Raw genomic sequence first — 26339 nt, 5'->3', positions numbered from 1 at the left:
GTTCAACGCGTGTACAGCGCGTCGATCTGTGCGGCGTATTTTTCGGCGATGGGTGCGCGGCGCAGCTTCAGCGTCGGCGTCAGCTCATCCCCGCCGGGAATCCAGTACTGCGGCAGGACTTTCCAGCTCCGAATCTGCTCCACCCGGGACAGTCGGCTATTCGCCGACGCCACCGCGTCGGACACCGCCTGCTGTGTCGCCTCGTGGCCGACCATTTCGTCGACGGTGGCGCCGCCGAATCCGTGTCGGGAAGCGAAATCCGCGGCCGCATCGGGGTCGAGCGTGATCAGCGCCGCGATGTGCGGACGGTTGTCACCAATGGCGGCGACAGCGCCGATCAGCGGGCTGGCTGCTTTGAGTGCGCCCTCGATGTTGCTGGGGGACATGTTCTTTCCGCCGGAGTTGATGATCAACTCCTTCTTGCGGTCGACGATACGCAGATACCCGTCGGCGTCGAGCGAGCCGACGTCGCCCGTGTGGATCCAGCCGTCGGCATCGAGGATTTCCGCGGTGCGACCGGGATCGAGGTGGTAGCCGCGCATCACCCCACATCCGCGGACCAGAATCTCGCCGTCGGTGGCCAGTTTGATCTGTGTGCCGGGGATCGCCTTACCCACCGTGCCGAGCTTGAGCCGGTCTCTGGGATTGACGGTCGTGACCGCGGAGGTCTCCGACATGCCCCAGGCCTCCAACACGGGAACACCGATCGCAAGCATGAACTCGAGTACGGAAACATCGATGGGTGCGGCGCCCGACACCGCAGCGCTCAGTTGATCCATTCCGAGGCGCGCGCGAATCTTGGACAACACCAACACGTCTGCCGCGGCGGCGGCTGCTTCGTCGAGCAGTCCCAACCGGCCGCCCGCCAGGGTGGCTGCCGCCTTCTTCTTGCCGGCTTCCAGGGCCCACCGCGCGAGCGCGCCCGCCGGTCCGGTCTGCTCGGCGATGAGCGTCTCGACACGAGCCCGAATCTTGTACCAGAGCATCGGTACCGCGACGAAGAACGTCGGGTGCACGCGGCCCAGGACGTCGATCAGTGTCTTCGGGTCGTCGACGTCGGTGACCGTGATACCGAAGTACATCGGCGCGTACTGGCCGATCCAGCGATTGATCAGGTGCGCATCCGGCAGATAGGACAGCACCCGACCCCCGGCGAGATTACCGACCACATTCGGGATCACCTCGAGCTGGTACAGCAGGTTGCCGTGCGTCAGCTCTACGCCTTTGGGATGCCCTGTGGTCCCGCTGGTGTAGATGAGGGTCAGGATGTCGTCACGCTGAACGGCCTTCCAAGTGGCGTCGAAGTCGAAATCCTCGGCGCCCCCGGCAGTTACCTCGTCGAGGGTGAGCACGTCGTGATTCGAGTCGTCGATCGAGATGACGTGGCGCACAGCGGTGCCCGATGAGGCAGTCAGCACCTTCTCCAGATATTGCGCTTCGCTGACCACGACTGCCGGCTGGGCGTTTTCGAACAGATACGTGATCTGCGCCGCGGCGCTGGTGTTGTATACCGAAAAGCCGACTGCACCGAGATGCATCACTGCCGCGTCGACAACGTGGAACTCGGGTCGATTGGTGAGCATCATCGCCACCACATCGCCGCGCCGCACACCCAGCGCGGTCAGACCCGCGGCCACCCGCCGAACTTGATCGCCGTACTGCGACCAGGTCAGCGCTACCGTGCCGTCGGCGCGGCAAATCGCCGCTGTGTCACCGAGTTCGGCAACGCGGCGTTGGAAATGCGCGCACAGACTTTCGCTCACCACAACCCTTTCACAGCAGTGCCGTGCGGAGTCCGGACCGAGGTGCGGCCGCAACGGCTCAGACTGAAACAGTAGAACATATTGCGTATGATTGTTTCAATCGGGCGACGATGGTGTTGTCGCCCTCCTCCTTGGTGGAAGTGCGGCGCTACGCGAAATGCCTTGTCCAACAGAAAGAGAGCCGTGATGTTGGCAACCCGACGTCAACCCAGCGGCACGTGCTGCCCGGCCGGTCCGACTGCCCCCGACGGTTCAAGCGCCTCCGGTCGGGACCGGACACCTATCACCAACCGCGGTGATCACGCCCGTACCGCGATCTTGACAGCGCTCCGCGAACTGCTCGATCGAAACCCGATCTCGGAGCTTTCGGTACAGGCGATCACTCGGCAGGCCGGCGTCACGCGAACCGCGTTCTATTTCTATTTCGAATCCAAGTACTCCGCGCTCGCGGAACTGCTGCATGGACGCACCACTGCCGCGATGCTCGATCAGTCGTTCGCGTTGCGGGCACAGGGGGAGTCCACGCCGGCATTGATCGCACGTGTCATCACCGGTATCCGTGCCGCACTGGCCGCTGACGACCCGGTGTGGGGCTCGTGTCGCGCGTCGGCAGGTTATGAACCGGAGATCGCCGGCATCGTCGCCGACGTAGAGGACGCGATCACCCAGCGCATCGTGGCGATGGTATCGGCCGAGGTGCATCAAGGCGCCCAACCGATCTCGACCGATCTCCCCGCGCTGGTACGTGTTCTGACCACTGCGACGGTCGCCGGCTGTGCGCCGGCGCGCGTCGCCGCGCAGCCGGGCCACCTCGATCGCACCACCGATGCGGTGGCGGCACTGTGGCGGAACGCGTTGTGGCCCAGCTAGTTCGAGAATTCTCGTGCCTTACCGCGACCTGCCGCCCATCGCTGTCGTCCACAGCTCGCGGCCCAGGTCTGACAGGCGCAGACTGAGCCGCTCCACTCGAGCGGACTGCCGTTCCTGCTGCGCGTCGGCGATGGCGCGCATAACGCCCGGTTCGGCCATGAGCACCTCGTAGCCGGGCTCGGATCCATCTGTCTGGGGCCCGATTTCAACCAGACCGAGCCGCAACAGGTTGGCGACGTAGGTCGGCGCCATGGCCGGCAGCGTCACGCCTGCGGTGCGGCCGATCAGCGACGTATTGGTCAGGACGGCTCGAGGCATGGACCACCACCGGGCCTGCGAATAGACATTGACAAGGGGAGACGTGGTGCCGTTCGACAGTGCACGGAGAATCCTCGCCTCGTCGGCAACAAGCTGGTCGACGATACGGTCGTAGACCTCCAGCCGCGTCTGGCATGTGCTCTGCTCCAGCGAGCGACCCAACAGCCCCACCATTTTGGTGTGCAACGAATCGTTCGACTGCGGCGAGTCATTCGTTGTCGCGACGTCGGCATCGGCCGCCCGCGATGGCGCGTGCGGCGGCCCACGGGCCTGCTCGTACGACGGCACCTCCCGAGCGGGGATGTCGGCTCGCCCTGCCACGCGTAGGCCTCGCCGGGCGAATGTCGTGGCGGTCGCGATCAGGCCGTGCACGTCGGAGGTGGTGACCATCGTGTCATCTCTTTTCTGGAGGCGGTTCTTTCGGCTGGTGCTGGTCGGTGATCTGGCTTCCGCTGCGAGGCAGCGTGTCAGCGCTCTAGTTGCCGGATGATGGCGGCGACCGTCTGGTTGGCGGCGAGTTGCTGGTCGAGGATCACGTTGATGACACCACGAAGCCAGGCGTAGGGAATCCATGCGTGCGGCACGGTGCTGCTGGCTCTGCGCCGGCCGACTGCGTCGACAATGCTCGCGGCGGCGTGACCGGCGTCGATGCGCTTGTTCAACGGCCAGGGCAACAGTTCACCGATGCGTTGGCCCATCGGATCGTCATCGAGTGTGGTGCGGGCCAGCGCCGTGTCGACAATTCCGAAGTAGGAGATTCCGACCGTCACCTGGTGGGCAGCGAGCTCGATCCGCAACGCCCGGCCGAGCTGTTCGACTCCGGCCTTGCTGATCATGTACGCCGCACCGCCCATGCCCGGTGCGAACGCGGCACATGACCCGATCAGCTGAATGTGTCCGCGACTGGAGATGACGTGCTCGGTGGTCGCGCGCACGGTGTGCACCGCACCGAGCAGATTGATGTCGATAACTCGTTGGAACGCATCGGGTTCGATGGTGCGCAGGGTGGCCGGCGGCGGTGTGACGCCGGCGTTGGCCACCACCACATCGATGCGCCCCCAGGTGTGCACCACCTGGTCGGCCGCGGCGGTCAATGCCGCGGCATCGCGCACATCGGCGACGATGCCGATGGTCTCGTTCCCCAGCTGTGCCTGGGCTTTCCCGAGTTTCCCTGCATCGACGTCGATGAGGACCACTCGCGAACCTGCCGCCACGAAACGGGAGGCGGCTTCGAACCCGATGCCCTGTGCCGCGCCGGTGATGAAAACCACTGCGCCAGAAAGGGGCATCGCCGCACGTGCGGTCATCGTCCGACCACCAACTCGGCGTCAGCGGACTCGGGCGGCATGGTGGCGAAGCGGATATCGAACTCCGCGAGGCGAATTCGCCGCATCTGGTGCCGGAAGGTGAAGACGAAGCCGGGCCAGAAGGTGAAGTTGCGGCCTGATGGACTCAAGTAGTAGCTCTGACAACCACCGGAGTTCCACACCGAGTCTGCAAGACGCCGGTCGACTTGTGCGACAAAGTTTCCGAGGGTGTCGTCCGAGACCTCGATACTGCGGATCTGGCGGCGCCGCATCTGCGCGATGGCGTCGAGTACGAAGTCGAGCTGCGCCTCGATCGTCACGATCTGCGACGTGTACACCACCGAGTTCGGGCCGAGGATCATGAACAGATTCGGAAAGCCCGGAATGACGGTGCCCAAGTGCGCCTTCATCTCTCCGCCGGCCCACACCTCCGCGAGGCTGCGGCCATCTCGGCCGTGGATCCGCGTGAATCCTTCGTTGTGGGCCAGTTTGAACCCGGTTCCGAAAACGATGGCGTCGAGGCGATGGTGGTGCCCGTCGGCGGTTTCGATCCCTTCTCTGGTGACCCGCCGGATCGCGGCGGTTTCCACGACGGTGTTGTGCGCGGCCAGCGCGGGGTAATAGGTATTGGAGAACGTCGGTCGCTTGCATCCGAACGCATACCGCGGTGTCAGCTTTTCCCGCAGGTTCTCGTCGCGGACCTGCCTGCGGAGATGCCACCTGCCGACGGCCGCCATCGGCTGGAGCAGCGCCGGCAGATGGACCAGACCGGGCACCATCGCTTCCTGGACCAAGCTGACCGCCGAACGGGCTGCGCGCTGGACGAGCGGGGCCGTGCGGAACACCGAACGCACCGCGGGCCCGACCGGGCGGTCCGGATGTGGCAGGATCCACGTCGGGGTCCGTTGGAACACAACCAGTTCGGCGGCGTCAGGCTGAATCCGCGGGATGAACTGCACGGCCGAAGCGCCGGTGCCGATGACACCGACCGCCTTTCCGCGCAGGTCGACGTCATGGCGCCACTCCGCCGAGTGAAAGGCCGGGCCCGAGAAATCTTCGAGGCCCGGAAGATTCGGAATCGACGGCTCACTGAATGGTCCGGTGGCAAGAACCATCACGGTGGCAGTGAAATGTTGACCGCCTGCGGTGATCTGCCACACCTGGGCCAGGTCGTCCCATGAGGCGTCGGTGACGTCGTGCCCGAGCCGAATGTGCGACCGGATGCCGCTGTCATCGACACATCTTTCGATGTAGGCCTTCAGTTCTCGCTGGAGCGGATACAGGCGCGTCCAGTCCGGGTTCGGGGCAAACGAGTACGAATACAGCACCGACGGGATGTCGCACTGCGCTCCCGGATAAGTGTTCGCCTGCCAGGTTCCGCCGATCTCGGTGGCCCGCTCGAATACGAGAAAGTCGTTGTCGCCGGAATCCTTGAGTCGCATCGCCGCGCCGATCCCGCCGAAGCCGGCACCGATGATCGCGGTATGGACATGTGTGGGAGTGGGTTTGGTCATGGGTGTGTCCTTGGTGAGTGCAGGTGGCTGACTAGAGCGCGACGGAGATCGAGTCACCCTGGGCGCGGGAAACGCAGATCATCATCGAGTCGGCATGCTGGTCGGGGGTCAGCACCCGATCTCGGTGCTCGACGACCCCGTCCACCAGTCGCACGCGGCAAGCCCCGCAGAAACCTTGCTGACACGAGTACTGCACGTCGGGTTTGACACGGCGGATCGCAGCGAGGGCCGACTCGTCGGCGGCGACGTCGACAGCGAGCCCCGATTCGGTGAGCTGCACGGTGAATGCTCTGCCGTCGACGATCGGTGCGGCGGTGAAACGTTCGCTGTGGAACTCTGCGGGACGGCCCGGCGCGGTCGCGGCGGTGGCGACCTCGCGAGCCCGTTCGATCATCGCGGGAGGGCCACACACATAGAACGCCGCGCGGGATGAAGCGGTCGTACACAATTCGGCCAGATCCGGTGCGCCGTACTGGTCGTCGGGCCGGATGAGCACCCGGTCGGGCCCGAGGGCGGTGAGCTCGTCGATGAAGGGCATCGATGCGCGCGAACGCCCGGTGTACACCAGGCGCCAGGGGGCGGGGCCGGATGCCGCCGCACGCACCATCGGCAGGATCGGCGTGATGCCGATCCCGCCGGCGATGAACACGTACTCATCGGCGGGGGCCAGGCTGAACGCGTTGCGGGGTCCCCGGATGCGCAGCGTGTCGCCGACCCGGACGCGGTGCAGCTCGGCCGAACCCGCGCCGTCGGGGATGCGCCGCACGGCGATTCGATAGTGGAGGGGATCGAATTGGTCACCGATCAGCGAGTAGTGCCGTTGCCGGCCGGTCGGGGTGAGCACATCGATGTGCGCGCCCGGCGTCCAGCGGGGGAGCGGTGAACGGTCGGCCCGGCTCAAGGTGAGGCTGACGACGTCGTCGGCTACGCGTTCCGCCGCAACGACTTCGAGCCGCGCGTCGTATCCGGCCCGGCGTACCGGGCGGGGCGGCGACAAGCGGTCTGCGATGCGGCTCTCGGTGAACAACCGCGAATAGCCGCGGGCCAACTGCCCCATGGCCCTGAGCGCGGGCGTCGGGTCATCGACAGATGTGGGTTGGTCGAGGAGCTCGTTCATACGTGCGCCGCCTGCGCCGCGGGTGATACCGCCAGGTACCGCACTGCCTTGCTGATGTCGCCCATCGTCGACGGGTGAAAACCCGGTCGTAGATAGAAGTACATCTGCGAGAACAGGAAGGACACTCCCGGCACCAATCCATGATGGGCGGCGCGGATGTACTCGAAGGGCCACGGACGACGACGCTGCACCGTCGCGTCGTTGCGGTACAGATGCGATGCCGTCGAAAACCAAAGCAGTGCAAGGCCCGAACATGCGATGAGGGCCGTGCGCGCGCGGCGGGCGTAGCCGCCGTCGACGTACTGGTAGGCGTCGAACGCGACATTGCGATGCTCGAGTTCCTCGGCGCCGTGCCAGCGCAGCAGGTCCAGCATCGTCGGGTCGATGCCGGCGCGATCGAAGGCCTCGTTGTCCAACAGCCATTCGCCGATGACGGCGGTGAAATGCTCTGCCGCCGCGTAGACCCCGAGGCGCTCGCTCAGCCACGCCTTGCGTGCGGGGCCGGTGATCCCGTGGTCACCGAAAATCTTCTCTACCGCGAAGTCGATGCGGCGCAGGACCACACCGACGTCGACACCGTGTGCGCGCAGGTAGTTGCGGAAGCCCTCGTGCGAGGCCGCGTGCGTCGCCTCCTGTCCGACGAATCCGATGACTTCCTCTTTGAGGCGCTCGTCGTCGATGTATGGCAGGGCCTGGCCGAAGACGTCGGCCATGGCCCGCTCGCCTTCAGGCAGGACCAGGTGCATCACGTTCCAGAAATGCGTGGCATAGGCCTCGCCCGGGATGTACTCCAACGGGACGCCGGACCAATCGAAGTGGACGTGGCGGGCGTTGATCGCCAGTGCCTCGTCGTTGTACTCGCGCACCACTCGTCCCGGTTTTTTGCTCGCCATCACACGCCTTCCTCGGCTCTGAGTCCTTCGTGCTACAGTGAAACACACTACATACAATTGTTTCAATGTTGCAGCATCGACTATGGTCAGGTGCGTGCACACCGATCTGTTCGCGCTCGACACGGCCCGTGATGAGGGCGTCGAAGAGATCCTCGACGCCGCGTTGGACGTCTTCGCCAAGATTGGGATCCGGCGGGCGACCGTCGATGAAATCGCTCAGCGCGCGGGGCTCGGCCGCGTCACGATCTATCGACGGGTCGGCGGGAAGAACGAGATTGTCTCGGCGGTGCTCATCCGCGAATCCCAGAAGCTGTTCGAAGCGGTGCGCGCCGCGGCGGCGCGCACCGACAATTTCGCGGATCGCGTGGTCCACAGTTTTGCCACGACGATCGAGACGGTGCGCACGAATGCGGTCTGGAACCGGCTTCTGGACATCGAGCCCGACACCGTGCTGCCTCGACTGACCCTCGAAGCCTCACCGCTGCTGGCCGGCGCCGTCGCGGCGACCGCCGAAGTGCTCCGTGGCCCCGACGTGGCGGCAGTTCCGGAACCCGAGTTGCTCGCACGAGCCGAAATCCTTGTCCGCATCACCCATTCGATCCTGCTCACGCCTGCGGTGCTGGCGCCATTGGAGACCTATGAACAGGTCGAACAATTCGCGCGGCAAAGCCTCCTGCCGATCGCGTCAACGCCGAAACCGTAGTGCCGCAGCGCGTGCGTCAACCTGGCGTCGTGCACGCCAGCGCCACCGCCCGGGCATGAGGCGTAAGGAACGTCATCAACGTATCGGCGTCCGCGACGCGATGCGACGGTGCCGAGGCTGCCAACACGGCGACGAGACTGGCGTCGGTGCCGCGGATCGGGAGCGCCAGGCAACCATGTCCGGGCACCAGAATCCCGCGCTGCGTGGCGAACGCCGGGCGTTCACCGCGGGTATCGGCGGCGACGATCCGTCCGATGGCAGAGCACTCGGGTTCGGCGATGACCCGGGCCGGATCGGACAGCGGGAAATCCGGATCGATGTCGAACAGCTCCAATACCGGCTGCCGCTTGGGTCGATGCAGCACCAGATGTATGCCGAACCGCGCTTCGGCGCGCACGGCGTCGACTGCTTCGCGTAACCGGTCCGCGGGAGTGGTGGGGATGCCGACCAGCCGGTCGATGCGGCGGCCCAGCGCGAACCCGCCCAAATCCGGTGTACGAACCAGGTATTCGCTCTCCAACAAGACGGCGAGCAACCGGTACGCCGAGGACCGGGACATCCGCAGCCGGTGCGTGATCTCCAGCGCCGTGATCCCGGGTCCCGCGGCCGCGACCTCTTCGATGATGGACAGCGCGGCGAGCGCCGAACGCGAACCGGCGTCGGGGCGCAGCGCTCGGGTCATGACGAGCCCCGCAAGTAGCCACGCCAGACCTCGGACCTGACGGTTCCCGCGTGCGCGCCGATCGACGCGAACGCGTCCGGACGGCTGCTGCGCAATCGCCATCCGGCGGCGGCCCACAGCAGCATCCAGGCCATGGCGGCTACCGCTCCAATCCAGAACGGACCGGTGATCGTCAGTCCCCAGAATTCGGCCACCATGGCGGTGAGAACCAGTGCGCAGGCCGGTCCGATCACCAACGCCACCCTGCTGGGTTCGCCCAGGCGCCGCAGCATCGCGGGCATCGCGCCGGCCAGTGCGGCATATGCCAGCAGGTAGCCGCAGACCGCGCCGGCCATCAGCGAGCCGCATGCCGCTGCCGGGTCGGCACCGCATGCACTCATGGCGAAAGGCACGCCGAACACGGTCGCGGTGCACACCCAGATCCCGACGGTTGGTGCCTTGCTGCGTAGATCGGTGTGGCCGAGTGCCGTCGGTAAGACGCCTTCGCGGGCCAGGGACAGCAAGACCCGGGCTGCCGCTGTCGTGAATGCCAGCGCGCAGGCGAAAGACGACAGCGTCGTCGCGAGGTAGAGGGCCGGCACCAGTATCCGGCCACCGGGTTCGGCAGCCAGTGCCCCGAACCACGAATCTGTCGGTGTCTGGCTTGGTGTTCCGGCTTGGGTCAAGGTCGCAAGCATCACGACGGGCCCGGCCAGCAGCAGCGAGCCACGGATTGCCGCTGGCACAGTGCGCAGCGGAGCGCGGGTCTCGACCGACAGCACTGTCGCGGTCTCAAAGCCGGCGAATGCCGCCATTGCGACCGCGACACCACCAGCCAGGTGCCCGAGATCGAGGATGGGAGCCAGCACCGAATCATGTAGACGGCGTACGTCACCATGCCAGACCAGCCACCCCGCGACCACCACCACCAGACCCACCGCGATGGTCTCGGTCACCAGCGCGACCCGCGCCGACAGACGGATACCGCGAACCAGCACCACCCCGCTGGCAACTGCGAACCCGAGCGCGCCGACCGCGACCAGCCAGCCGTGCGCCGTCAGCCCCACCGAGGATGCCAACCGTAACGCGAACGCCGAGGACTCGGTGACCGCGACCATTCCGATGCCGAGGTAGCCGAGCAACAGTGCACCGGCGGTGACGAACCCGGCCACCGGCCCGACGCCAACGGCAACGTACGTATAGAGCGAACCCGCTGCGGGCACACGCCGCGCGAATCCCCGAACCAGCCACGACAGGACCAGGGCGAGAGCGAACGCAATGGCCGTGCTCGCAACGACCGGACCGCCGTGGGCAGCGACCAATATCGGGCTCGCCGCCGCGGCGCCGCAGGGCGCCATGGCCGAAACGGACTGTGCCGCAACATCGGCAGCGCCCAGCGCGCCGCGATCCAGGCCGCCCAGGCGCGTGCGCGGGCCCAGGCCGTGCAGTGGCACCTGATTGTCCGTGGTGAGCATCGCCGAGTATAGAAATCCCGCTGTTTCTGCCACGTTTCGCCGTGGTGTCGACCGCGTATCCCACACTGGGACAACACTTCCCACGCGAAGAGCCGACGCCGCAACGCGGTGGACACCGGCGCGCAAATGCCTGGCAGCACGCTCGTCGGCATCCCGATCCCTTCGATACCAACGGAGGTCACGCCATGACTGTGGGCTTCACCGCACCTACCGCCGCCGAATCGACCAGGTCACACCTGAACACCGGTACGGCGGCAGGACTCGATACCGACATCGCCGCAGCGCTCTGCCGGGCGAGCACGCGCCGGGGCTTCGATCCGTTCATCGACATCGACTGGGACGCCGCCGAAAACGCACTGGACCCCGATGACGCGCGTTGGCAGCTGGACTCCGACATCGCTCCGCTCGCCGCCACCGAGTGGTACGCACAGCAACCCCTCGAGCGGCGCGTCGCGATGGGCCGCTGGCTCGCCGCGAACATCCTCAAGGTGACACTGCAATTCGAGATGATGTTGATCCGCGGCGTGATTCACCACGCCGGCACCTTGCCCAACGGTTCAGTGGTGTTTCAGTACCTACTCCATGAGCTGACCGACGAATGCCACCACATCCAGATGTTCCAGGAGTTCGTCAACCGCACGGGCGCCGACGTTCCCGGTATGCGCCGAGGATCCCGGTTCTTCGGGCCGATCCTGGGCTTCCTCGGCGGCTACGCCAATATCTTCCTGTTCATCGGAGTGCTGTGCGGGGAACAGCCGTTGCACTTCCAGCAGACGTTGCAGCATCGCGGTTCAGCGGGAGTGCCCCCGCTGTTGAACAAGGTCACCTCCATTCACCTCGCCGAGGAAGCCAGGCACATCTCGTTCGCAAACCACTATCTGGCACAACGAATCCCGGCAGCGGGACGGTTGCGGCGGTGGTGCTACGCCATGGCATTCCCGATCTACCTTCGCTGGCTGATCGGCGAGATGATCGCACCACCACGCGCATTCGCCCGCCAGTTCGGGGTACCGCGACGCGTCTTCAAGGCTGCCTACTGGCGCAGCGCTCGATCCAGGCAGATGTTGGCCGAATCGGCCGCGGACGTCCGACTCGCTGCCGACGACCTCGGTTTGCGCACCGTCTGGACCCGCTGGTTGTGGCGGCTGTTGGGTATCGACGGCCGGTTGCCGCGGTACCGCAGCGAGCCCGATCGCAGTCAGTCGTGCGCCCGCACAGGTTTCGGCGCCACGGTGATGTGGAGCCGAATCGCGGCCGCGGCGATAGCGGCCGGTGTTGCGATGGCGGCAACGCCGGTCGGGCTGCGGATCATCACGGTGGCGGCGGTCGGAACGGCCGTGTGGGCGTCTTTTCACCTGCTCCGGACCCGCCGCGGTGGCGTGGTCGGCAACCAGCCTTTCGAGTGGCCGCAGCTCGCCGTCTGGATCGCGGTGTGCAGCAGCATGATTCCTGCGGGCGGGTTGATCGGACTCGCATTGGTCGTGCTGAGCATTCTCGCGGTTGCCGAGTTCATGCCAGGCCTATGAGGACCTTGCCGATTGGTAGACCGATCGGTATATTCACCGTATCGGGCCCATCGCCGTGGCCGCCAAGGAGGAAGCTCGTGGGAACAGTTCACACTCGCGCCGAGCAACGACAGTTCCGGGTGTTCCGCGCGGTCGGGCGTTACCTGCTCAACCCGACGGTGCGGGGTCTGGCGCGTCTCGGCGCCGTCCGCCCAACGCAGGTAAGCGAATTGGAAACCCGCGGTCGTAAAACCGGGCAGCTGCGGCGGGTTCCGGTTTCGCCGATCTTCGACGAGACCGGCGCATGGGTCATCTGCGGGCACGGCACGCTGTCGGGCTGGGGTGCCAACATCGAGGCCAATCCGAATGTTCGCCTCCAGCAGGGTGATCGATGGCGGTCCGGCATCGCGACTTTTGCGCCGGAGGACGACGTGCGTGCCCGCGTGCGGCTGTCCGGTGCGGCCGGACCGAGAATCGCGTCCTACGGGACCGCGCCGGTGTCGGTGCGCATCGAATTCACCGACTAGACCGTCGGCCGGGAAGCCGGCACTCGGACGACCGATGCCGAATTACTGCTGGCCTGAACCGATTTGGGCCGTAATGGCCGAACAATGACTCAACAACGTTGCGGCACAATTGGTCAGCTCCCTGCGGCGCACCGGTCTGTCGGCCGAGAGCACCAGCACCATCGACCAGCTGCTCCTGGCCGACGAGCGGCCCGCCGACTAGGGGCGAATCGCGCATCGGCTCCAGGTACGGACTACAGCGATTTGCCGACCAGCGCGGCCAGATCGGCGATGCGGTTGGAGTAGCCCCACTCGTTGTCATACCAGGACACGACCTTGGCTTGGTTGTCGATGACCTTGGTCAGCCCCGCATCGAACAGCGAACTGTGCGGGTCGGTGACGATATCGGACGACACGATCGGCGCGTCGTAGTACTTCAAAATTCCCTTGAGCGGCCCCTCGGCCGCCGCCTGCATCGCGGCGTTGATCTCCGCAGCCGACGCCGACTTGCCCAGCTCGGCGGTCAGATCGGTGACCGACCCGGTGGGCACCGGCACCCGCAGCGCGTACCCGTCCAACTTGCCCTTGAGTTCGGGCAGCACCAGGCCGATGGCCTTGGCCGCGCCGGTGGAGGTCGGCACGATGTTGATCGCCGCCGCGCGGGCCCGGCGCAGATCCTTGTGCGGCCCGTCCTGCAGGTTCTGATCCTGGGTGTAGGCGTGGATCGTGGTCATCAACCCGCGCTCGATCCCGAACTCGTCGTTGAGGACCTTGGCGATCGGGCCCAGGCAGTTCGTGGTGCACGAGGCATTGGAGATGATGTCCTGACTGCCGTCGTACTTGTCGTCGTTGACCCCCATCACGATGGTGATGTCCTCACCGGTCGCCGGCGCGGAGATGATGACCTTCTTGGCCCCGGCTTCCAGGTGGCCACGGGCCTTGGCGGCGTCGGTGAAGATACCGGTGGACTCGACCACGATGTCCACACCCAGATCGCCCCACGGCAACGCCGCCGGGCCTTCCTTGACCGCCAGGGCCTTGATCTTGGTCTCACCCACGATCAGCGTGTCGCCATCAGCGCGGACGTCATAGGGCAGCCGGCCCAGGATCGAATCGAACTTCAACAGATGCGCCAACGCATCGGTCGAGGTCAGGTCATTGACCGCGACGATCTCCAGATCGGTGTTCTTACCTTGCGCAATTTGTGCGTCCAGGGCCCGGAAAAAGTTACGCCCGATACGCCCGAAACCGTTGACGCCGATCCGAATAGTCACTGCTGATGCTCCTCGCTTGATCGTTTCAGAACGAACCATACACCCATTGGGACTTTCTGCAAGCCCATTACGTACTCCAAATACCTAAGTGGTGGTGACTTACGCTTGCCTCGGCACGTGCCGCCTTGCTTCAATGGCTGCCATGGCGCTCAGCGGCACGTCGGTGTCACCTACTGCCGGCGAAGTGTTCGCCGTGATCCGGGATCACCGGGCTATTACCCGCAGCGAGATCGGCCGAATCACCGGCCTGTCCCGTACCGCGGTGACCACGCGGATCGCGGCACTGGAAGCCGACAATCTGGTGATCGAGCCCGACCATGTGGCGTCGACGGGCGGGCGTCCGGCCACGCAGCTCATGTTCAACGCCGATGCCGGCATCGTCTTCGCGGTGGCCATCGGGCGCAGTCGCACCCAGCTGGCATTGTGCAACCTCGCCGGCGAAATCCTCGCCACCGCCGAGATCGATCAGGAGCCCGGCATGGGCCCGGACGATCTGATGCCCGACCTGGTGAAACGGCTCGATGAGCTACTCGACGACTCCAGGCGCCGCGGCGACCGCATCTTCGGCATCGGTCTCAGTCTGCCGGGCACGGTCGATCGGCAGCTCGGGGCGAGCTTGGATTCACCGAACATGAGCGGGTGGGACGGTGTGCCGCTGGCGCCGTACTTCCGGCACCTCACCGATGCGCCGGTGGTCATGGACAACGACGCCAATGTGATCGCACTGGCCGAACGCCGTTTCGGATTTGCCGATGTGCAGGACATGCTGGTCGTCAAAGCCTCCACTGGACTGGGTGCCGGCATCGTGATGGGTGGGCAACTTCGGCGCGGCGCGGTGCAGGCCGCGGGCGATTTCGGGCACAGCAAGATTGCCGCGGCTGCCGGTATTTCGTGCCGCTGCGGTGACACGGGTTGTGTCGAGGCGGTTGCCGGCGGTTGGGCGATCGTGCGTGATCTGCGACGTGATGGGTACGCCGTGGGTCATCTGCGCGACGTCGTGGCGTTGGCGCATGGTGGGGACGCCAAGGCCCGCAGCAAGATTCGGGACAGTGGCCGGCATGTTGGCGAAGTGCTCGCGGCGGCTGTCAACCTGATCAATCCTGCCGTGTTGGTCGTGGCCGGCGACATGGTCGGTGCGTACGACGTGTTCGTGGCCGGTCTGCGAGAGACCCTGTACGGCAATGCCAGCACCCTGGCCACCCGCACACTGCAGGTCGTCCCTTCGGTGCTTCAAGAGCGCGTCGGCATTATCGGCTGCGCCACCACGGCGCTAGATCACATCTTGAGCCCGCGGATGATCGATACCTCCCTGCAGGCCAGACTCCAGCACTCAGGTACCTGACGTTCGCGCCACGCGACGGATGAGCTTTCGGGTGGCTCTTTCCAGGATCTCCTGAGCCGCAGCTTCGTTGCGTTGTTTTTCGGCGCGCCTGACGGCCGCGGAAATCGTCAGACCTTCCTCGTACGCCGAGACCACTCTCGGATCGACGTACGAACTACGCGCCACCGCAGGGGTATTGCCGAGTTCTTCGGCTACCTCGCGAAAGACGGAGGTCCGGGCACGGCGGATGGCTGTCTTCGTGTCTGCCGGTGCAACGGCGGCGAAACCCGCGGCGGCCAGCACGGTGCCGTGCCACGTTCTCAGGTCCTTGACGCTGTACTCCTCGCCGACAAGCTCTTTGAATCGGGCGTTCAGGTCGTCAGCGTGCAGCTCCACGCAGCCCGAACCGGTGCGGCAGTACAGGAATCGGTCGGTCGGGCCTCGTCCCCGGCGCAGCGCTCGGACTGCGCGGACCACTTGTGGATCGGCCAGTTCCAGATGCCGCTGCACACCGCTCTTCGCCGGGTAGTCGAATATCACTGTGCCGCTGCGCACCTCGATGTGTTCGCAGCGCAGCGTGGCCAGTCCGCAGGAATCGTTGTCCTGGGCGTACTCCTCGCCGCCTGCGCGGAAATACCCGAGATCGATCAGATGCAGGGCCAGCGCGAGCACGCGCTCGCGGTGCAGTCCCCGGCCGGTGAGATCGGCTGCGATCCGGCCTCGCCAGTCGGGCAGGACCGTGGAGAGCTCGAGCACGCGGTCGAACTTCTCTTCGGTGCGTTCCTGTTGCCACACAGCGTGATAGAGGTACTGCCGGCGTCCTGCGGCGTCGGTACCCACGGCCTGGATATGACCGTTGCGGTGCGGGCTGATCCAGACTTTTCGCCACGCGGGTGGTATCACCAGGTCCTGGATTCGTTGCAGCGTCGCCTCGTCGGTCACAGGTGCGCCGGCGGTGTCGTAGTACGAGAAGCCGTTGCCGCGCCGCCTCCGTGTGATGCCGGGCGACGAGATGTCACTGTGTCGCAGCCTCATGGCAGACCTGCCCGGTGTCTGTGTCGCACCGTCGGTCCTTACCCCGGATCGGCTTCGGCGACACCTCTCCGACGCGGGCGTCAACCCCGGCGGTACCGGACAAAATGATGCGTAGGTCACAGTGTCCTACGTCACATTCTGAGCAGACTGCTCAACGTTTCCGCTGGCTGTTGACGTGATCTCGGCAACACGGCAGATTTCGCGGCACCGATTGCTTGTGGTTTGGCCATGCCGATCCCGATCTGCTCGTGGAGATTGCGGGACACAAGGGTCGGCGGTGCGAGTGGCTCGGGGCCGCGGGCACCAATCCTGCACAGGCAACAACACACTGAGGAAATTGATGTCTCGTTCACGTCTGACCAACGCCGTCACCATCCGTCGCGTGGCAGCGGCCATCGGCGCCGGCGCTCTTGTGGCCATGGGGGCCGCCACTGTGGCGGTTGCCGAACCGGCGCGGGAGAACCCGGTTGGCGCCAATGGCTCGACGACCACCAAGGAGGCGCCTCCCACCGCGCCGCTGACCCCCTCCGCCAGCCCGGTCGTCAAGGCCGCCCCCTACGGCAAGAGCTAGGCGCAAACACCGAAAGGCCAACTATTGCAGTCGCTTTCGGCAAGCGCCTGCAATAGTTGGCCAGTCGGACGATGAACTCAGGCGCGCGGCATGATCATCACTGGGACCGGTGAATGACGCAGAATCTTCGCCGCGGCCGATCCGAGGAACACCCGCGCCGACTGCCCGGCCGCGCCCGACCCGAGCAGCAGCACATCGCCCGGCGCCCAGCCCGTGTTCTCCACGGCCTGCTGCCAATCCCGCCCGCTGCTGACGACCATGTCCACGTCGGGCACCGCCAGATTTTCACGAACCTTGTTGAGCTGCTTGGTGACTTCGTCGGCCGTGCGCTTCGACCATTGCGCGACGACCATGTCCTCGGCACCCACCTCGAGTGAGGGCCCGCCGAACGCCCACGCGGGCCGCACGGTGAATGCCACGATCCGCAGCTTGGCGTTCCAGTCCCGGGACAGCTCCGCGGCAGCGCGAACCAGTCCATTGGTGTCGGCCTCACCGCCATAGGCCGCAGTGAGCCGACGGATCGGTTCGTGGCTGAAGGCATATCCGCGCGGCGCGATCGCTACCGGAACCTGCGCGGTGTGCACCAGCCGCTCCGTCACGCTGCCGAGGGCCACGCGTCCCAGTAGGCCGGACGACGACGATCCGAGCACCACGGCGCGGGCCTGAAACTCCTGGGCCAGCTCGAGCAATCCGGTTGGGATGGAACCGGATTCGTGCACCAGCGTCGGGACGTCCGGCCGCCCGGGCAGGCCGTCGACGACGGCCTGCAAGGACTGGGCCGTCTGCGCCTTGATGTGCCGCAGGTACTCGTCCTCGACCGGGTCGTTGCGTGGTGGCCACGAGCGCTCGAGAACGGCTGCCGCGATGACCTTCTCGCCGGTGGTCTGCGCGATCTGCACGGCGAGGTTGATCGGGGCGCTGCCTTGCCGGGACGCGCTGAACCCGGCGATGATCGTCACGCGACAGGCTCCTCGGAGGGCGCCATCGCGATCACGTTGGTCACCGGGATGTGGTAGTCGGACCGGGCGCGGTCGACGACGTCGAAACGGTGCCAGATCGACTGCTCCGGCGGCTCCGTCGCGATGACGATCTGGTCCGGATCGAATTCGGCGACGGCGGCCGCCAGCGCGCGCAGCGGTCGGTAGTCGCCCAGCTTGCCGTCGGCCTCCAGGTTCGCCGAGTGCAGTGCGGCCAGCGTCTGGTCAAGGCGTTGCTGGGCAAGGACTTTGGTGGCTTCCCAGACATCGAGGGGGCTGTGCGAGGCCGCGGCTCCGGTCTCGATCGGGCTCACCGGCACGACAACGTGATACGTCGTGGCGTTGTCGGCACCGATCGCGCGCAGTTCGTCGAGCAGCTCCTCGGAGCCGACGGTTTCGTTGGCCAGCACGAGCACCCGGTGCGGCCGCTCGGTAGCGGTGACGGGCTCCGGCACCGGCCGACGGGAGTTGAACCAGCGGTTGGCGAAGAACAAGCCGATCACGACGGCCCAGGACAGCAGGCTCAGCGTCAGGGCCCTTCTGTTGTCGCCACCCTGAACGAACATCTGGACCAGGATCGCCGTCATCGCCAAGGCCGTGATGATGGACAACACGGGGAACAGCCACATCTTGACCTTGAGCTTGTCGCCACCATTGCGGTACCGCAGCACGATCTGGGAAATCGCGATCAGCAGGTAGACGAAGAGGATGACCGCACCGCTGGAATCCAGCAGGAACTTGAAGATGAAATCCGGCGAGAAGGCCGAGGCGATGACGCCGAGGAACCCGATGACCGACGACGTGAGAATGGCGGCGGCCGGCACGCCGCGGCGGGTCACGGACACGAGCTGCGCGGGCGCCTCACGCCGCGCGGCCAGCACGAACAGCATGCGCGAAGCGGTGTACATGCCCGAGTTCAGGCAGCTCAGCACCGCCGTCAGGACGACGGCGTTCATGATGTGGTCGGCGTAGGGGATACCCATCGCGGTGAAGGCCGACACGAACGGCGACGCGGCGAGCTGCTTGCCGTTCCACGGCAGGATGGTCACCAGCAGGAACGCCGAGCCGACGAAGAAGACGGCGATACGCATGATGACCGAGTTGGCGGCCTTGGCGACGGCGCGCTCGGGGTCGGTGGATTCAGCGGCTGCGATGGTCGCGATCTCGGCGCCCACCATGGAGAAGATCACGGTGACGACGCCGACGGTGACTGCAGATGGGCCCAGTGGGAAGAACCCGCCGTGGGCGGTGAGGTTGGAGAAATCCATGGACTTGTGGGGCCACAGGCCGAGTACGAAGCACGAGCCCAATCCGATGAACACGATGATGGCCGCAACTTTGATGCTGGCGAACCAGAACTCGAACTCGCCGAACGAGGACACCGAAAACAGATTCGTCGCCGTCATGGCGATCAACAGCAGGAGGGCCGTCAGCCAGATGGGCGCGCCCGGCAGCCAATACTTGATGATCTTGGCTCCGGCAATTGCCTCGAAGCCGACCACGATCACCCAGAAGTACCAGTACAGCCAGCCGATCGAAAAGCCGGCCCAGTTACCCAGCGCATTGCGGGCGTAGTCGGCGAACGAACCTGTCGAGGGGTTGGCCACCGCCATTTCGGCGAGCATGCGCATCACCATGATGATCAGCAGGCCGGCCAGCGCATAGGTGATGAACGTGCCCGGCCCGGTGTCTTTGATCACGACTCCTGAGCCGACGAACAGGCCGGCGCCGATGACGCCGCCGATCGCGATCATTGACAGCTGGCGCTGACTCAGGGCCTTCTTGAGGGCCGGTGTCCCACTCACGTCGTCTCCTTCGCGCTGCCCTGACGGCATTTGTCAGGGCGTTCTCAGCCCACGCCCAGCAGACGATGTGAGCTGCACCACGTTTTGGCGTGTGCGATTACTAAGCCGATCGATACGGCATGCGGGGGTCTAACGAGACGCCATCTTGTCGCAATATCCGGCCGTTTTTCCGACAGCAGTCGGAAGGCCGGCGTCAGCGCCGGCGCAGTCTGGCCAGCCGAATGCTGAGCATCAGATCGAACCGGGCCTCGCCATCTGTGAGGTCGGTGACGTCGTCACCGAGTGCCTGGGTGATCTTCTCCAGGCGGTAGTACAGCGTCGAGCGATGCAGGTGCATGGTGTCGGCGGCGCGCCGGGCATCGCCGCCCGAGGACAGGTAGGCCTCGAGCGTCTGGATCAGATCGTCGCGACCCTCGGCCAAGAGCGCGCTGACGCCCGGATGAACCAGCGCGTCGAGTTCGTGGGGAGCATCGGCGAAGCTGTCGGCGAGCAGGGCCACCGCCCGCCACGACCCCGCCGCGGTCCAGTCCAGCGCCGCCCCGCCCTTGCCTGCACCTGCGGCAGCCAGGGCGCAGGCCAGCCGGGCGTCCCGAAATGCCTGGGCGGCCTGCGCCAGGGGCAGCCGGGTACCGGACCATCCGATGGCCGGCACGTCATCGAAGGTCGCCTGGATCGACGAGGTCACGGTCTCGGCGAGGCGCTGCGGCGGGACTCGCACGTGCGCGGGGCAGAACGCGAACACGCCCACGGGATTGCCCGGCAGGACGAACCAGTTGTGTGTCCGTTCGACAGCCGAAAGCTGCAGTCGCAATGCGATGAGACGCTGCTCGGTCTCCGTTGCGCGCCCGGGCGGGACAAACGCGAACACGGTGAGCAGGCTGTCCGGCTGCGCCATGTCCTGGGCACCGAGTTCGCGCAGCACGGCGTCGAGAGGCTCGTCGACACCGGCGGACAACAGGCGGGTCAACAGGGCCTGACGCGCGGACTCGATGGCGCGCTCCGTGGTCTGGCGCCGATCCAGAATTGCCACCAGATCCGCCCCGGCCTGGTGCGCCAGGGCGCGCTCGGCCGCGCTCAGTGACTGCTGCGGGTCGATCACCCACAAGTAGCCGAAATGGTTGGCGGCCGATCGCACCGGGACGCAGTAACGCGCAACCATGCCGTACCGGGGTAGCGGTGGGATCGCGACGCCCGGGTCGGCGTCGTCGATTCCGAAGGCTCGAAGTTCGGCAATGACTTCGGGTTTCGTCGTGCGCTCGAGGAGGCTGTGCATCCGCACGTCGTCGACGGTCCCGAGCTGGCGGCTGAAGGTCATCGGCGTCATCGCCGTGTCGTCCAGTAGCACCGCGCGATTCAGCGATCGGGCCAGCAGGTCGACGATCAGCTGAATCTGGGCACTGGGGTCGGTGCCGTGCGGTTCGGCCATGCGCCCCCATTCGGATCCGTGTCGGCGGCACCGCGCTCACAGGAACCGCAACGTTTGTTGCCGGTATCGTCGCACGGGCTCCGCGGCGGACGGGGCGTTGACGGTGGAGATGGACGATGTTGCCGGCAGTGTGGTCGGAAGTGCGGTGGGCCTTCACGCCGCCGCGCAGCTGGCTGCTGGGCGTGGCGGCCAACGTCGTGCTCGCGCTGCTGTGGCTCGCCGTGGAGCCGTTGACCTCCGGGGGACGGCATCATCAAGACTGGGTGATCCTCGTCGGCACCTACTTCTCGTCCTTCGTCCTCGCCGACACCACGACGACCAATGTGCTTGGCGCCGACCATGATCGGGTCCGGCAGAGTCTGGACGCAGCTACGGCGCCATGGCGGATATTGCTGCACAAGAACCTGGCGCTGCTGATTCTCGTCGGGCTTCCGACGCTTGCGGCCGCCGCGGTGCTCACCGTCTGGCTGGAAACGCCGGCCCGGCTCGGCGTGACGATCCCGAATGTCGCGGTGCCGATCGTGTCCTGGCTCGGCGTGGGCAACGTGGTGTCGGTATTGCTGCCGGTTGCCGAAGTTCCGCTGGTGCAGCGGTGGGGCCAGCGCCATGACCGACGCCGTATCGCACTCTGGTTGTCATCGCTGGCGTTGCCGTACGCCCTGTATTTCGTCGCGGACCCGGTCGGCGGCGTCGAACACCGTGAACTGTGGCGGTCGCTACCGAACGCCGTCGCCCACGTCTTCGGGCCCGTCCTCGGCCGCGACACGAAAAGTGCTGTGCACCTGGGTATCGCGGTTGTCGTGTGGCTCGTCGGGACGCTGTTTGCCGACTGGTGGGTGCGGCGCCGGGGCGTGCGGTTCCGCTGACCGCTACTGCGGTGGCGCTGTGTCCTGTGCGGTCTGCTCCGGGCCTGGGAGCCACGGCGCGCTTGCCGGCATGTGGGCCGGCGCCGCGGTGGTCGGCCGAGTCCCGGCCGGCGCGGGACCGCGACCGGCCTGATCGGCGGCCTGCACCGTCGTCGACGACCATGGCGCGGGTCCCGCCAGTGCGTCGGCCGCCCACCCGGCCTGCAGTTGACTCACCGCGAAGTTGACGCCCTGTGTGACCAATCCGCTGTCCTCGTAACTGTTGTGGGCATCGAAGCTCGACCCGTGCGCGTCGCACACGAGGTCGTTGGGTGCGCACAGATCGATGGTCTTGGGTTGGTAAACCGGGCCGACCGTGACCGAGGGGGAGCCGATGGCACGCATGAACCGTGGAGAGGGCTTGCCGAACAAGGCAACGGCCGCAACGTGATCCGCGACGTCCGGCGGCATGGGCGCCGGCACTTCAGCGGCGGAGACTCCGTCGGGAATGGTGCCCGCGGTGACGAAGCCCGCAACCGCGGCGCCCTGCGAGAACCCGCCGAGCACCATCTTGGTCCGCGGACAGGCCGCCGCGGTCGTCACGATCTGCCTACGGGCGTCACGGATTCCGTCGACGGCGGTGGGGAAGTCGGTGGTCGCGGGATAGTCGACCGCATATACGTCAAGGGTTTTCGGGCTGATGGCGGTACGCAGTGAATTGATGAACGCCGTCCCGACCCCGCCAGGTCCCGGCGCTTCGTCGGTACCGCGGGCGAAGATGACCTGGGCGTCCGGGCAGTCGGCGGCATGTGCTGCCAGTGGTAGCGCTGCGGACATCAATCCTGGTGGTACCAACAGGATTGCGACCAGACTTCTGATTCGGCTTCTGCTTCTGCTTGGCCTCACCGGTCCATGCTGACACACCGGCATCTCGTCCGCGCGTTAGCTGCGCTCGGCGCGTTCAAATCGTGACATACCAAAAGTCCGTTATTGCGTTTCGGCGGTGACGAATTCGGCGATGGCGTTCCGTATCCGTTGCGGGCCAGGGCTTGCCGGCGTCCATCTGGACAGCAGCATCCGCGACGCGACGTGGTGTCGTGTCGGTGGGCGCCGCTGGCGCCGTATCAGCTTGTGGGACTGTCTGTTTCGCCGCCGTCGTCTCCGCTCTCCGCCGGGTAGAGGGTTGGGTGCCAGTAGTGGTTGGTGCGGGGTTGGCCGATATCGAGTAGTGGTGGTGGGGTCCAGTGGGTGCGGCCGTCGGGGCCCATGGTGGTGCTCCAGCCGCCGGTGTCGACGAGGCGGTTGTCGCGGCCGCAGGCCAGGGTCATGGTGTCGATGTTGGTCAGGCCGTCATCGCGCCAGTTGGTGATGTGATGGGCCTGGGAGCGCGAGGCCGGGGCGGTGCAGTTGGGGCGGGTGCAGCCGTGGTCGCGGCCGAACAGTGCGAGGCGTTGGGCGGTGCTGGCGGTGCGGGCGGCCCGGCCCAGGTACAGGGGTTGGCCGGTGTGCTCGTCGAAGATGGCGAGGTAGTTGTCCGACCCTTGGGCGGCCATCCGGATCAGGTCTTTGATGGGGAGTTTGGTCCCGGTGTGGGTGAGCGCCATCCCGGTGCGCTTTTCCAGGTCGGTGATGGTGCAGTTGGCGACCACCGCGAGCGGGAACCCGTTGTGCACCCCGGAGGTCCCGGTGGCGAGCATCATCCGGCCCACGAACGTGAACGCGTCGTATTGGCGCTGCGCGAGGGTGCGGGTATCCGCGTCGATCTGTTCTTGGGTCGGGGTACCGGAGTTGCAGGGCTGTGGGTCGGCGGGGTTGCACATGCCGGGGGCGGCGTACTTGTCGAACAGCACTTCCCAGTAGGCGCGGCCTTCGGGGTCGAGTTGGGCGGTGACGTCGGTGCGGCCGTCGGGTCGCTGCTTACCCATGACAAACGAGCGTTTGGGGTCGGGTTCGTTGTCGTTGGGTTCGGGGCCGTCCTGATCCAACTCGTACAAGAGTTTCTGCGCGGCGCGGCGCAGGTCTTCGGGGGTTTTCACCCGGGCGTCGGCCACCAGATCGGTCTCGCACTGGGCCAGGGTGATCGGGTCGGCCGCCCACAACGGGACTCTCTGGAAGAACCAGGTGATCACCGCGATGTGCTCGGCATTGATCGCACCGTCAGCCAGGGCGCCGGCGGCCAGTTCCCACACCGGGCCCAACGGCTCGCCCGTGATGGCCGAGCGCGGGCCCAAATTATCCGTGTCGCGGACCCGGCGGCGGGCTTCCTCCCGGCTGATCCGCAACCGCACATGCAGCACCTCCGGCCAGTCTTTGGCCCCGATCTCCTTGGCGGTGGCTTGGGTTTGGGCGGCGGTCAGGATCTGGTGATCGACCGCCTCGGCGGCGCACCTCAACGTTTCCCGTCGCGACTGCAACTCCAACAATGTCCGCACATCCAGGCCGGTGTAGTCCAGGGTCGCGAGCCGGGCCTGCGCCGCTTCGTAGGCGGCGTACGCCTCCTCGACGGCGGCTGGATCGGTCAATCCCATATTCGAACAATAGTTCGAAGCCCCGACAAGAAGCCGCGGTTTGGGACGCCTGCGCCGAAAGTGGCCAATGAGGTCAAATTGTTAGCCCGACCAGATGATCCACCTCGTCGAGGTCGTATGCCAGGGCCTGTCGCCTGAGGCCGACTTGACGATCAGATGTCCGCACTGCATGATTTGAACATGTTCACTGAACACGTTCAATCCAGAGCGGCGGCGCGCGATGAGACTCGCGCGAAAGTGCTCTCGTCGGCCGAACGGCTCTTCCGGCAGCAGGGTTTCGCCGCGACGACCGTCCGGCAGATCGCCACCGATGCCGGTGTCAGCACTGGCACGGTGATGGGGGTCGGCGATAAGGACGGGTTGCTCATCGAGGTGTTCGACGAGTGGATCGGCGCCGTGCACCGTGACCGTCAAAGTGGCGGGGGAACGCAGGATTCGTTGCCCCCCGAGGGCGCGGTCGACGCCGTGATCGGGTTGCTCGCACCGTTTCTCCGATACTTCGCCGAGGATCCTGCGTTGTCTCGGCAGTACTCGTCGATCATCGTCCGCGGCACCCATGAGTCGGCGATCTTCCGCGACCTCGCCGTCGCACTCGTCGCCGAACTGCGGGATGTGCTGGCGTGCGCCGGCCTGCCCGATGCTGCTGCGGAGCGCGCGGCCCGGGTCGTCTACTTCGCCTACCTCGGCATCGTCATGACCGGCGGCAACCACGCCTCGGGTGGCGCGTCGGTGCCAGACCAACTGCGCGACGTCGTCCGTTGCGTCATCCACGATTCAGCGCAAGGAGATGAACAGTGACCGGAATTCCGCACTACTGGTGGCCCACCGCGATCTTGGCGGCGGCGCTCTTCGGTGATGCCTTGATGTCGATCCGCCCGCCGCAATTCATCCGCGGATGCCTTGAGGGAGTGCGTCTTCCGGAGGATTGGTGGTGGGTGCTGATCGTCGTCAAGCTGCTCGCCGTGGCGGGACTGCTGGTCGGCCTGAAGTATCCCGGCATCGGGGTGGCGGCCAACGCCGGCGTGATCGTCTACTTCCTGTGTGCGGCTTACGCGCACTACCGCGCGAATTTTCTCAAGCAGGAATTCTGGATCAATTGCCTTGGCATGCTTGGGCTCTCGGTCGGCGTCTTCGTGCTGTCGTACGTGATATGACGCTTACCGGAGCATCATGACGGTGAACGCGATGACACTGACCACGACGATGCAGGCGCGTAAGGCGTTGGGGGGCAGGCGGCGTCCGATCTTCGCCCCGATGTAGCCGCCGATGGTCGAACCGACGGCCAGCAGCAGCGCCGGTAGCCACGCCACCTGGCCGACGACGATGAAGATGATGGCCGCGACCGAATTGACCAGTCCCACAGAGATGTTCTTCACGCCGTTGAGGCGCTGCAGATCTTCTGACACGAACAATCCGAACAGGGCCATCATGATGATGCCTTGCGCCGCACCGAAATAGCCGCCGTACACCGCACACCCGAACACGCCCGCGTACAGCGGCGCGGCATGGTCAGTGGACCGCGGCGCGCCGCGTCGCGCATCGAGCGCGCGGCGCAACACGGGCTGCGCCAGGACCAGTGCGCCGGCCAGCAGGATCAGCCACGGTACGACTGCGGTGAATGCGCCGGGCGGCAGTTTGAGCAGCAACACCGCGCCGACTATCGCCCCGGCCAGTGAGACCACGCCGAGCCGGAGGATGCGGGGGCCCTGGCCGCCGAGCTCGTGCCGGTAGCCGTAAGCGCCGGTGAAGTTGCCCGGCACCAGTCCCACGGAGTTCGACATGTTGGCGACCAGCGGTGGGTAACCGACGGCCATCAGTACAGGGAAGGTGATCAGGCTGCCGGAGCCGACCACGGCGTTGATCACTCCCGCGGCGATGCCGGCCAGCAGCACCGCGGTGATCGCGAGGGCGGTCAGCGGCGCGTC

The 26339-nt window shown here is 66.1% G+C and carries 25 protein-coding genes; 9 read left to right on the top strand and 16 right to left on the bottom strand.

Annotation, left to right across the window (positions count from 1 at the left end; translation table 11 throughout):
* Positions 1–2 precede the first annotated feature (2 nt).
* On the bottom strand, positions 3–1763 hold the full coding sequence (locus tag ACJEIK_RS19850) for an AMP-dependent synthetase/ligase (protein WP_061005980.1): 1761 nt from the start codon (positions 1761–1763) through the stop codon (positions 3–5).
* A gap of 318 nt (positions 1764–2081) precedes the next feature.
* Between ACJEIK_RS19850 and ACJEIK_RS19845 the strand changes: the two genes are divergently transcribed.
* The gene (locus ACJEIK_RS19845; RefSeq protein ID WP_167838157.1) at positions 2082–2633 is read left to right on the top strand and encodes a TetR/AcrR family transcriptional regulator; all 552 of its coding nucleotides are present in this window, start codon (positions 2082–2084) and stop codon (positions 2631–2633) included.
* 18 nt (positions 2634–2651) lie between these two features.
* Here the strand turns inward: ACJEIK_RS19845 and ACJEIK_RS19840 are convergent, their stop codons facing one another.
* The 5 genes from ACJEIK_RS19840 to ACJEIK_RS19820 form a co-directional block, all read right to left on the bottom strand.
* Entirely contained in the window at positions 2652–3341 is a 690-nt protein-coding gene (locus ACJEIK_RS19840) for an Abi-alpha family protein (protein WP_167838156.1), read from the bottom strand.
* 77 nt (positions 3342–3418) lie between these two features.
* On the bottom strand, positions 3419–4258 hold the full coding sequence (locus ACJEIK_RS19835; RefSeq protein ID WP_409430168.1) for a short-chain dehydrogenase/reductase: 840 nt from the start codon (positions 4256–4258) through the stop codon (positions 3419–3421).
* Positions 4255–5772, bottom strand: coding sequence for a flavin-containing monooxygenase (locus ACJEIK_RS19830; RefSeq protein ID WP_409430167.1), 1518 nt, complete (start codon positions 5770–5772; stop codon positions 4255–4257). The genes ACJEIK_RS19835 and ACJEIK_RS19830 overlap by 4 nt, the downstream gene beginning before the upstream one ends.
* Positions 5773–5803: 31 nt before the next feature.
* Positions 5804–6889 carry a PDR/VanB family oxidoreductase gene (locus ACJEIK_RS19825; RefSeq protein WP_061005928.1) on the bottom strand — a complete coding sequence of 362 codons (1086 nt, stop codon included), beginning with the start codon at positions 6887–6889 and terminating at the stop codon, positions 5804–5806.
* Positions 6886–7782, bottom strand: a complete 897-nt coding sequence (locus tag ACJEIK_RS19820) for a metal-dependent hydrolase (RefSeq protein WP_082762359.1) — start codon at positions 7780–7782, stop codon at positions 6886–6888. Before ACJEIK_RS19820 ends, ACJEIK_RS19825 begins: the two co-directional genes overlap by 4 nt.
* 94 nt (positions 7783–7876) lie before the next feature.
* Here ACJEIK_RS19820 and ACJEIK_RS19815 point away from each other — a divergent pair, with 94 nt between their 5' ends.
* Positions 7877–8485 (top strand): TetR/AcrR family transcriptional regulator, encoded by a 609-nt coding sequence (locus tag ACJEIK_RS19815; protein ID WP_020103107.1) that lies wholly within the window; start codon positions 7877–7879, stop codon positions 8483–8485.
* Positions 8486–8501: 16 nt separating this feature from the next.
* On the opposite strand, the gene ACJEIK_RS19810 is transcribed toward ACJEIK_RS19815, so the two are convergent.
* Together ACJEIK_RS19810 and ACJEIK_RS19805 are read right to left on the bottom strand one after the other, a co-directional pair.
* Positions 8502–9167 carry a helix-turn-helix domain-containing protein gene (locus ACJEIK_RS19810; RefSeq protein ID WP_064859920.1) on the bottom strand — a complete coding sequence of 222 codons (666 nt, stop codon included), beginning with the start codon at positions 9165–9167 and terminating at the stop codon, positions 8502–8504.
* A complete protein-coding gene (locus ACJEIK_RS19805) occupies positions 9164–10621 on the bottom strand; it encodes an APC family permease (protein ID WP_064859919.1) in 1458 nt (485 codons plus the stop codon). The genes ACJEIK_RS19810 and ACJEIK_RS19805 overlap by 4 nt, the downstream gene beginning before the upstream one ends.
* Before the next feature lie 185 nt (positions 10622–10806).
* On the opposite strand from ACJEIK_RS19805, the gene ACJEIK_RS19800 reads away from it, so the two are divergent.
* Together ACJEIK_RS19800 and ACJEIK_RS19795 are read left to right on the top strand one after the other, a co-directional pair.
* Entirely contained in the window at positions 10807–12147 is a 1341-nt protein-coding gene (locus tag ACJEIK_RS19800; RefSeq protein WP_409430166.1) for an AurF N-oxygenase family protein, read from the top strand.
* Positions 12148–12224: 77 nt separating this feature from the next.
* Entirely contained in the window at positions 12225–12653 is a 429-nt protein-coding gene (locus ACJEIK_RS19795; RefSeq protein WP_061003204.1) for a nitroreductase family deazaflavin-dependent oxidoreductase, read from the top strand.
* Positions 12654–12886: 233 nt separating this feature from the next.
* On the opposite strand, the gene gap is transcribed toward ACJEIK_RS19795, so the two are convergent.
* Entirely contained in the window at positions 12887–13906 is a 1020-nt protein-coding gene (gap, locus tag ACJEIK_RS19790) for a type I glyceraldehyde-3-phosphate dehydrogenase (protein WP_409430165.1), read from the bottom strand.
* Positions 13907–14048: 142 nt separating this feature from the next.
* On the opposite strand from gap, the gene ACJEIK_RS19785 reads away from it, so the two are divergent.
* Positions 14049–15248, top strand: coding sequence for an ROK family protein (locus ACJEIK_RS19785; protein WP_409430164.1), 1200 nt, complete (start codon positions 14049–14051; stop codon positions 15246–15248).
* On the opposite strand, the gene ACJEIK_RS19780 is transcribed toward ACJEIK_RS19785, so the two are convergent.
* A complete protein-coding gene (locus ACJEIK_RS19780) occupies positions 15237–16262 on the bottom strand; it encodes a DNA topoisomerase IB (RefSeq protein WP_409430163.1) in 1026 nt (341 codons plus the stop codon). The two genes, ACJEIK_RS19785 and ACJEIK_RS19780, sit on opposite strands and share 12 nt — an antisense overlap.
* Before the next feature lie 340 nt (positions 16263–16602).
* Between ACJEIK_RS19780 and ACJEIK_RS19775 the strand changes: the two genes are divergently transcribed.
* A complete protein-coding gene (locus tag ACJEIK_RS19775) occupies positions 16603–16833 on the top strand; it encodes a hypothetical protein (protein WP_131808796.1) in 231 nt (76 codons plus the stop codon).
* Positions 16834–16910: 77 nt separating this feature from the next.
* On the opposite strand, the gene ACJEIK_RS19770 is transcribed toward ACJEIK_RS19775, so the two are convergent.
* From ACJEIK_RS19770 to ACJEIK_RS19760, 3 genes are all read right to left on the bottom strand, one after another.
* The gene (locus tag ACJEIK_RS19770; protein ID WP_064859728.1) at positions 16911–17792 is read right to left on the bottom strand and encodes a universal stress protein; all 882 of its coding nucleotides are present in this window, start codon (positions 17790–17792) and stop codon (positions 16911–16913) included.
* Positions 17789–19615 (bottom strand): amino acid permease, encoded by a 1827-nt coding sequence (locus ACJEIK_RS19765; protein WP_409430162.1) that lies wholly within the window; start codon positions 19613–19615, stop codon positions 17789–17791. The genes ACJEIK_RS19770 and ACJEIK_RS19765 overlap by 4 nt, the downstream gene beginning before the upstream one ends.
* 193 nt (positions 19616–19808) lie before the next feature.
* Positions 19809–21041 (bottom strand): PucR family transcriptional regulator, encoded by a 1233-nt coding sequence (locus ACJEIK_RS19760; protein ID WP_409430161.1) that lies wholly within the window; start codon positions 21039–21041, stop codon positions 19809–19811.
* Between the two features lie 116 nt (positions 21042–21157).
* Here ACJEIK_RS19760 and ACJEIK_RS19755 point away from each other — a divergent pair, with 116 nt between their 5' ends.
* Positions 21158–21907: a hypothetical protein gene (locus ACJEIK_RS19755; protein ID WP_409430160.1), complete on the top strand. Its 750-nt coding sequence runs from the start codon at positions 21158–21160 to the stop codon at positions 21905–21907.
* 3 nt (positions 21908–21910) lie between these two features.
* Here ACJEIK_RS19755 and ACJEIK_RS19750 read toward each other — a convergent pair whose 3' ends face one another.
* On the bottom strand, positions 21911–22723 hold the full coding sequence (locus tag ACJEIK_RS19750) for a cutinase family protein (protein ID WP_409430159.1): 813 nt from the start codon (positions 22721–22723) through the stop codon (positions 21911–21913).
* 287 nt (positions 22724–23010) lie between these two features.
* The gene (locus ACJEIK_RS19745; RefSeq protein ID WP_409430158.1) at positions 23011–24414 is read right to left on the bottom strand and encodes a DUF222 domain-containing protein; all 1404 of its coding nucleotides are present in this window, start codon (positions 24412–24414) and stop codon (positions 23011–23013) included.
* 180 nt (positions 24415–24594) lie between these two features.
* On the opposite strand from ACJEIK_RS19745, the gene ACJEIK_RS19740 reads away from it, so the two are divergent.
* Positions 24595–25212 (top strand): TetR/AcrR family transcriptional regulator, encoded by a 618-nt coding sequence (locus tag ACJEIK_RS19740; RefSeq protein ID WP_064858922.1) that lies wholly within the window; start codon positions 24595–24597, stop codon positions 25210–25212.
* Positions 25213–25217: 5 nt separating this feature from the next.
* Complete coding sequence (locus tag ACJEIK_RS19735) at positions 25218–25568, top strand: DoxX family protein (RefSeq protein ID WP_133428391.1); 351 nt, start codon at positions 25218–25220, stop codon at positions 25566–25568.
* Positions 25569–25571: 3 nt separating this feature from the next.
* Here the strand turns inward: ACJEIK_RS19735 and ACJEIK_RS19730 are convergent, their stop codons facing one another.
* Complete coding sequence (locus ACJEIK_RS19730) at positions 25572–26306, bottom strand: sulfite exporter TauE/SafE family protein (protein WP_082934811.1); 735 nt, start codon at positions 26304–26306, stop codon at positions 25572–25574.
* Positions 26307–26339: the final 33 nt, after the last annotated feature.

This window comes from Mycobacterium sp. SMC-16, from assembly GCF_046250085.1.
GTDB classification, from domain to species: Bacteria; Actinomycetota; Actinomycetes; order Mycobacteriales; family Mycobacteriaceae; genus Mycobacterium; species Mycobacterium phocaicum.
The sequence above is the reverse complement of the archived record's forward strand: the minus strand, read 5'-3'. Positions and strand labels throughout refer to the sequence as shown.

What these genes read in the sequence shown, in the direction of transcription:
- ACJEIK_RS19840 (WP_167838156.1), bottom strand. Translation starts at nt 3,341, where the DNA reads ATGGTCACCACCTCCGACGTGCACGGCCTGATCGCGACCGCCACGACA.
- ACJEIK_RS19835 (WP_409430168.1), bottom strand. Translation starts at nt 4,258, where the DNA reads ATGACCGCACGTGCGGCGATGCCCCTTTCTGGCGCAGTGGTTTTCATC.
- ACJEIK_RS19830 (WP_409430167.1), bottom strand. Translation starts at nt 5,772, where the DNA reads ATGACCAAACCCACTCCCACACATGTCCATACCGCGATCATCGGTGCC.
- ACJEIK_RS19825 (WP_061005928.1), bottom strand. Translation starts at nt 6,889, where the DNA reads ATGAACGAGCTCCTCGACCAACCCACATCTGTCGATGACCCGACGCCC.
- ACJEIK_RS19820 (WP_082762359.1), bottom strand. Translation starts at nt 7,782, where the DNA reads ATGGCGAGCAAAAAACCGGGACGAGTGGTGCGCGAGTACAACGACGAG.
- ACJEIK_RS19810 (WP_064859920.1), bottom strand. Translation starts at nt 9,167, where the DNA reads ATGACCCGAGCGCTGCGCCCCGACGCCGGTTCGCGTTCGGCGCTCGCC.
- ACJEIK_RS19805 (WP_064859919.1), bottom strand. Translation starts at nt 10,621, where the DNA reads ATGCTCACCACGGACAATCAGGTGCCACTGCACGGCCTGGGCCCGCGC.
- ACJEIK_RS19800 (WP_409430166.1), top strand. Translation starts at nt 10,807, where the DNA reads ATGACTGTGGGCTTCACCGCACCTACCGCCGCCGAATCGACCAGGTCA.
- ACJEIK_RS19785 (WP_409430164.1), top strand. Translation starts at nt 14,049, where the DNA reads ATGGCGCTCAGCGGCACGTCGGTGTCACCTACTGCCGGCGAAGTGTTC.
- ACJEIK_RS19780 (WP_409430163.1), bottom strand. Translation starts at nt 16,262, where the DNA reads ATGAGGCTGCGACACAGTGACATCTCGTCGCCCGGCATCACACGGAGG.
- ACJEIK_RS19775 (WP_131808796.1), top strand. Translation starts at nt 16,603, where the DNA reads ATGTCTCGTTCACGTCTGACCAACGCCGTCACCATCCGTCGCGTGGCA.
- ACJEIK_RS19760 (WP_409430161.1), bottom strand. Translation starts at nt 21,041, where the DNA reads ATGGCCGAACCGCACGGCACCGACCCCAGTGCCCAGATTCAGCTGATC.
- ACJEIK_RS19755 (WP_409430160.1), top strand. Translation starts at nt 21,158, where the DNA reads ATGTTGCCGGCAGTGTGGTCGGAAGTGCGGTGGGCCTTCACGCCGCCG.
- ACJEIK_RS19750 (WP_409430159.1), bottom strand. Translation starts at nt 22,723, where the DNA reads ATGTCCGCAGCGCTACCACTGGCAGCACATGCCGCCGACTGCCCGGAC.
- ACJEIK_RS19745 (WP_409430158.1), bottom strand. Translation starts at nt 24,414, where the DNA reads ATGGGATTGACCGATCCAGCCGCCGTCGAGGAGGCGTACGCCGCCTAC.
- ACJEIK_RS19740 (WP_064858922.1), top strand. Translation starts at nt 24,595, where the DNA reads ATGTTCACTGAACACGTTCAATCCAGAGCGGCGGCGCGCGATGAGACT.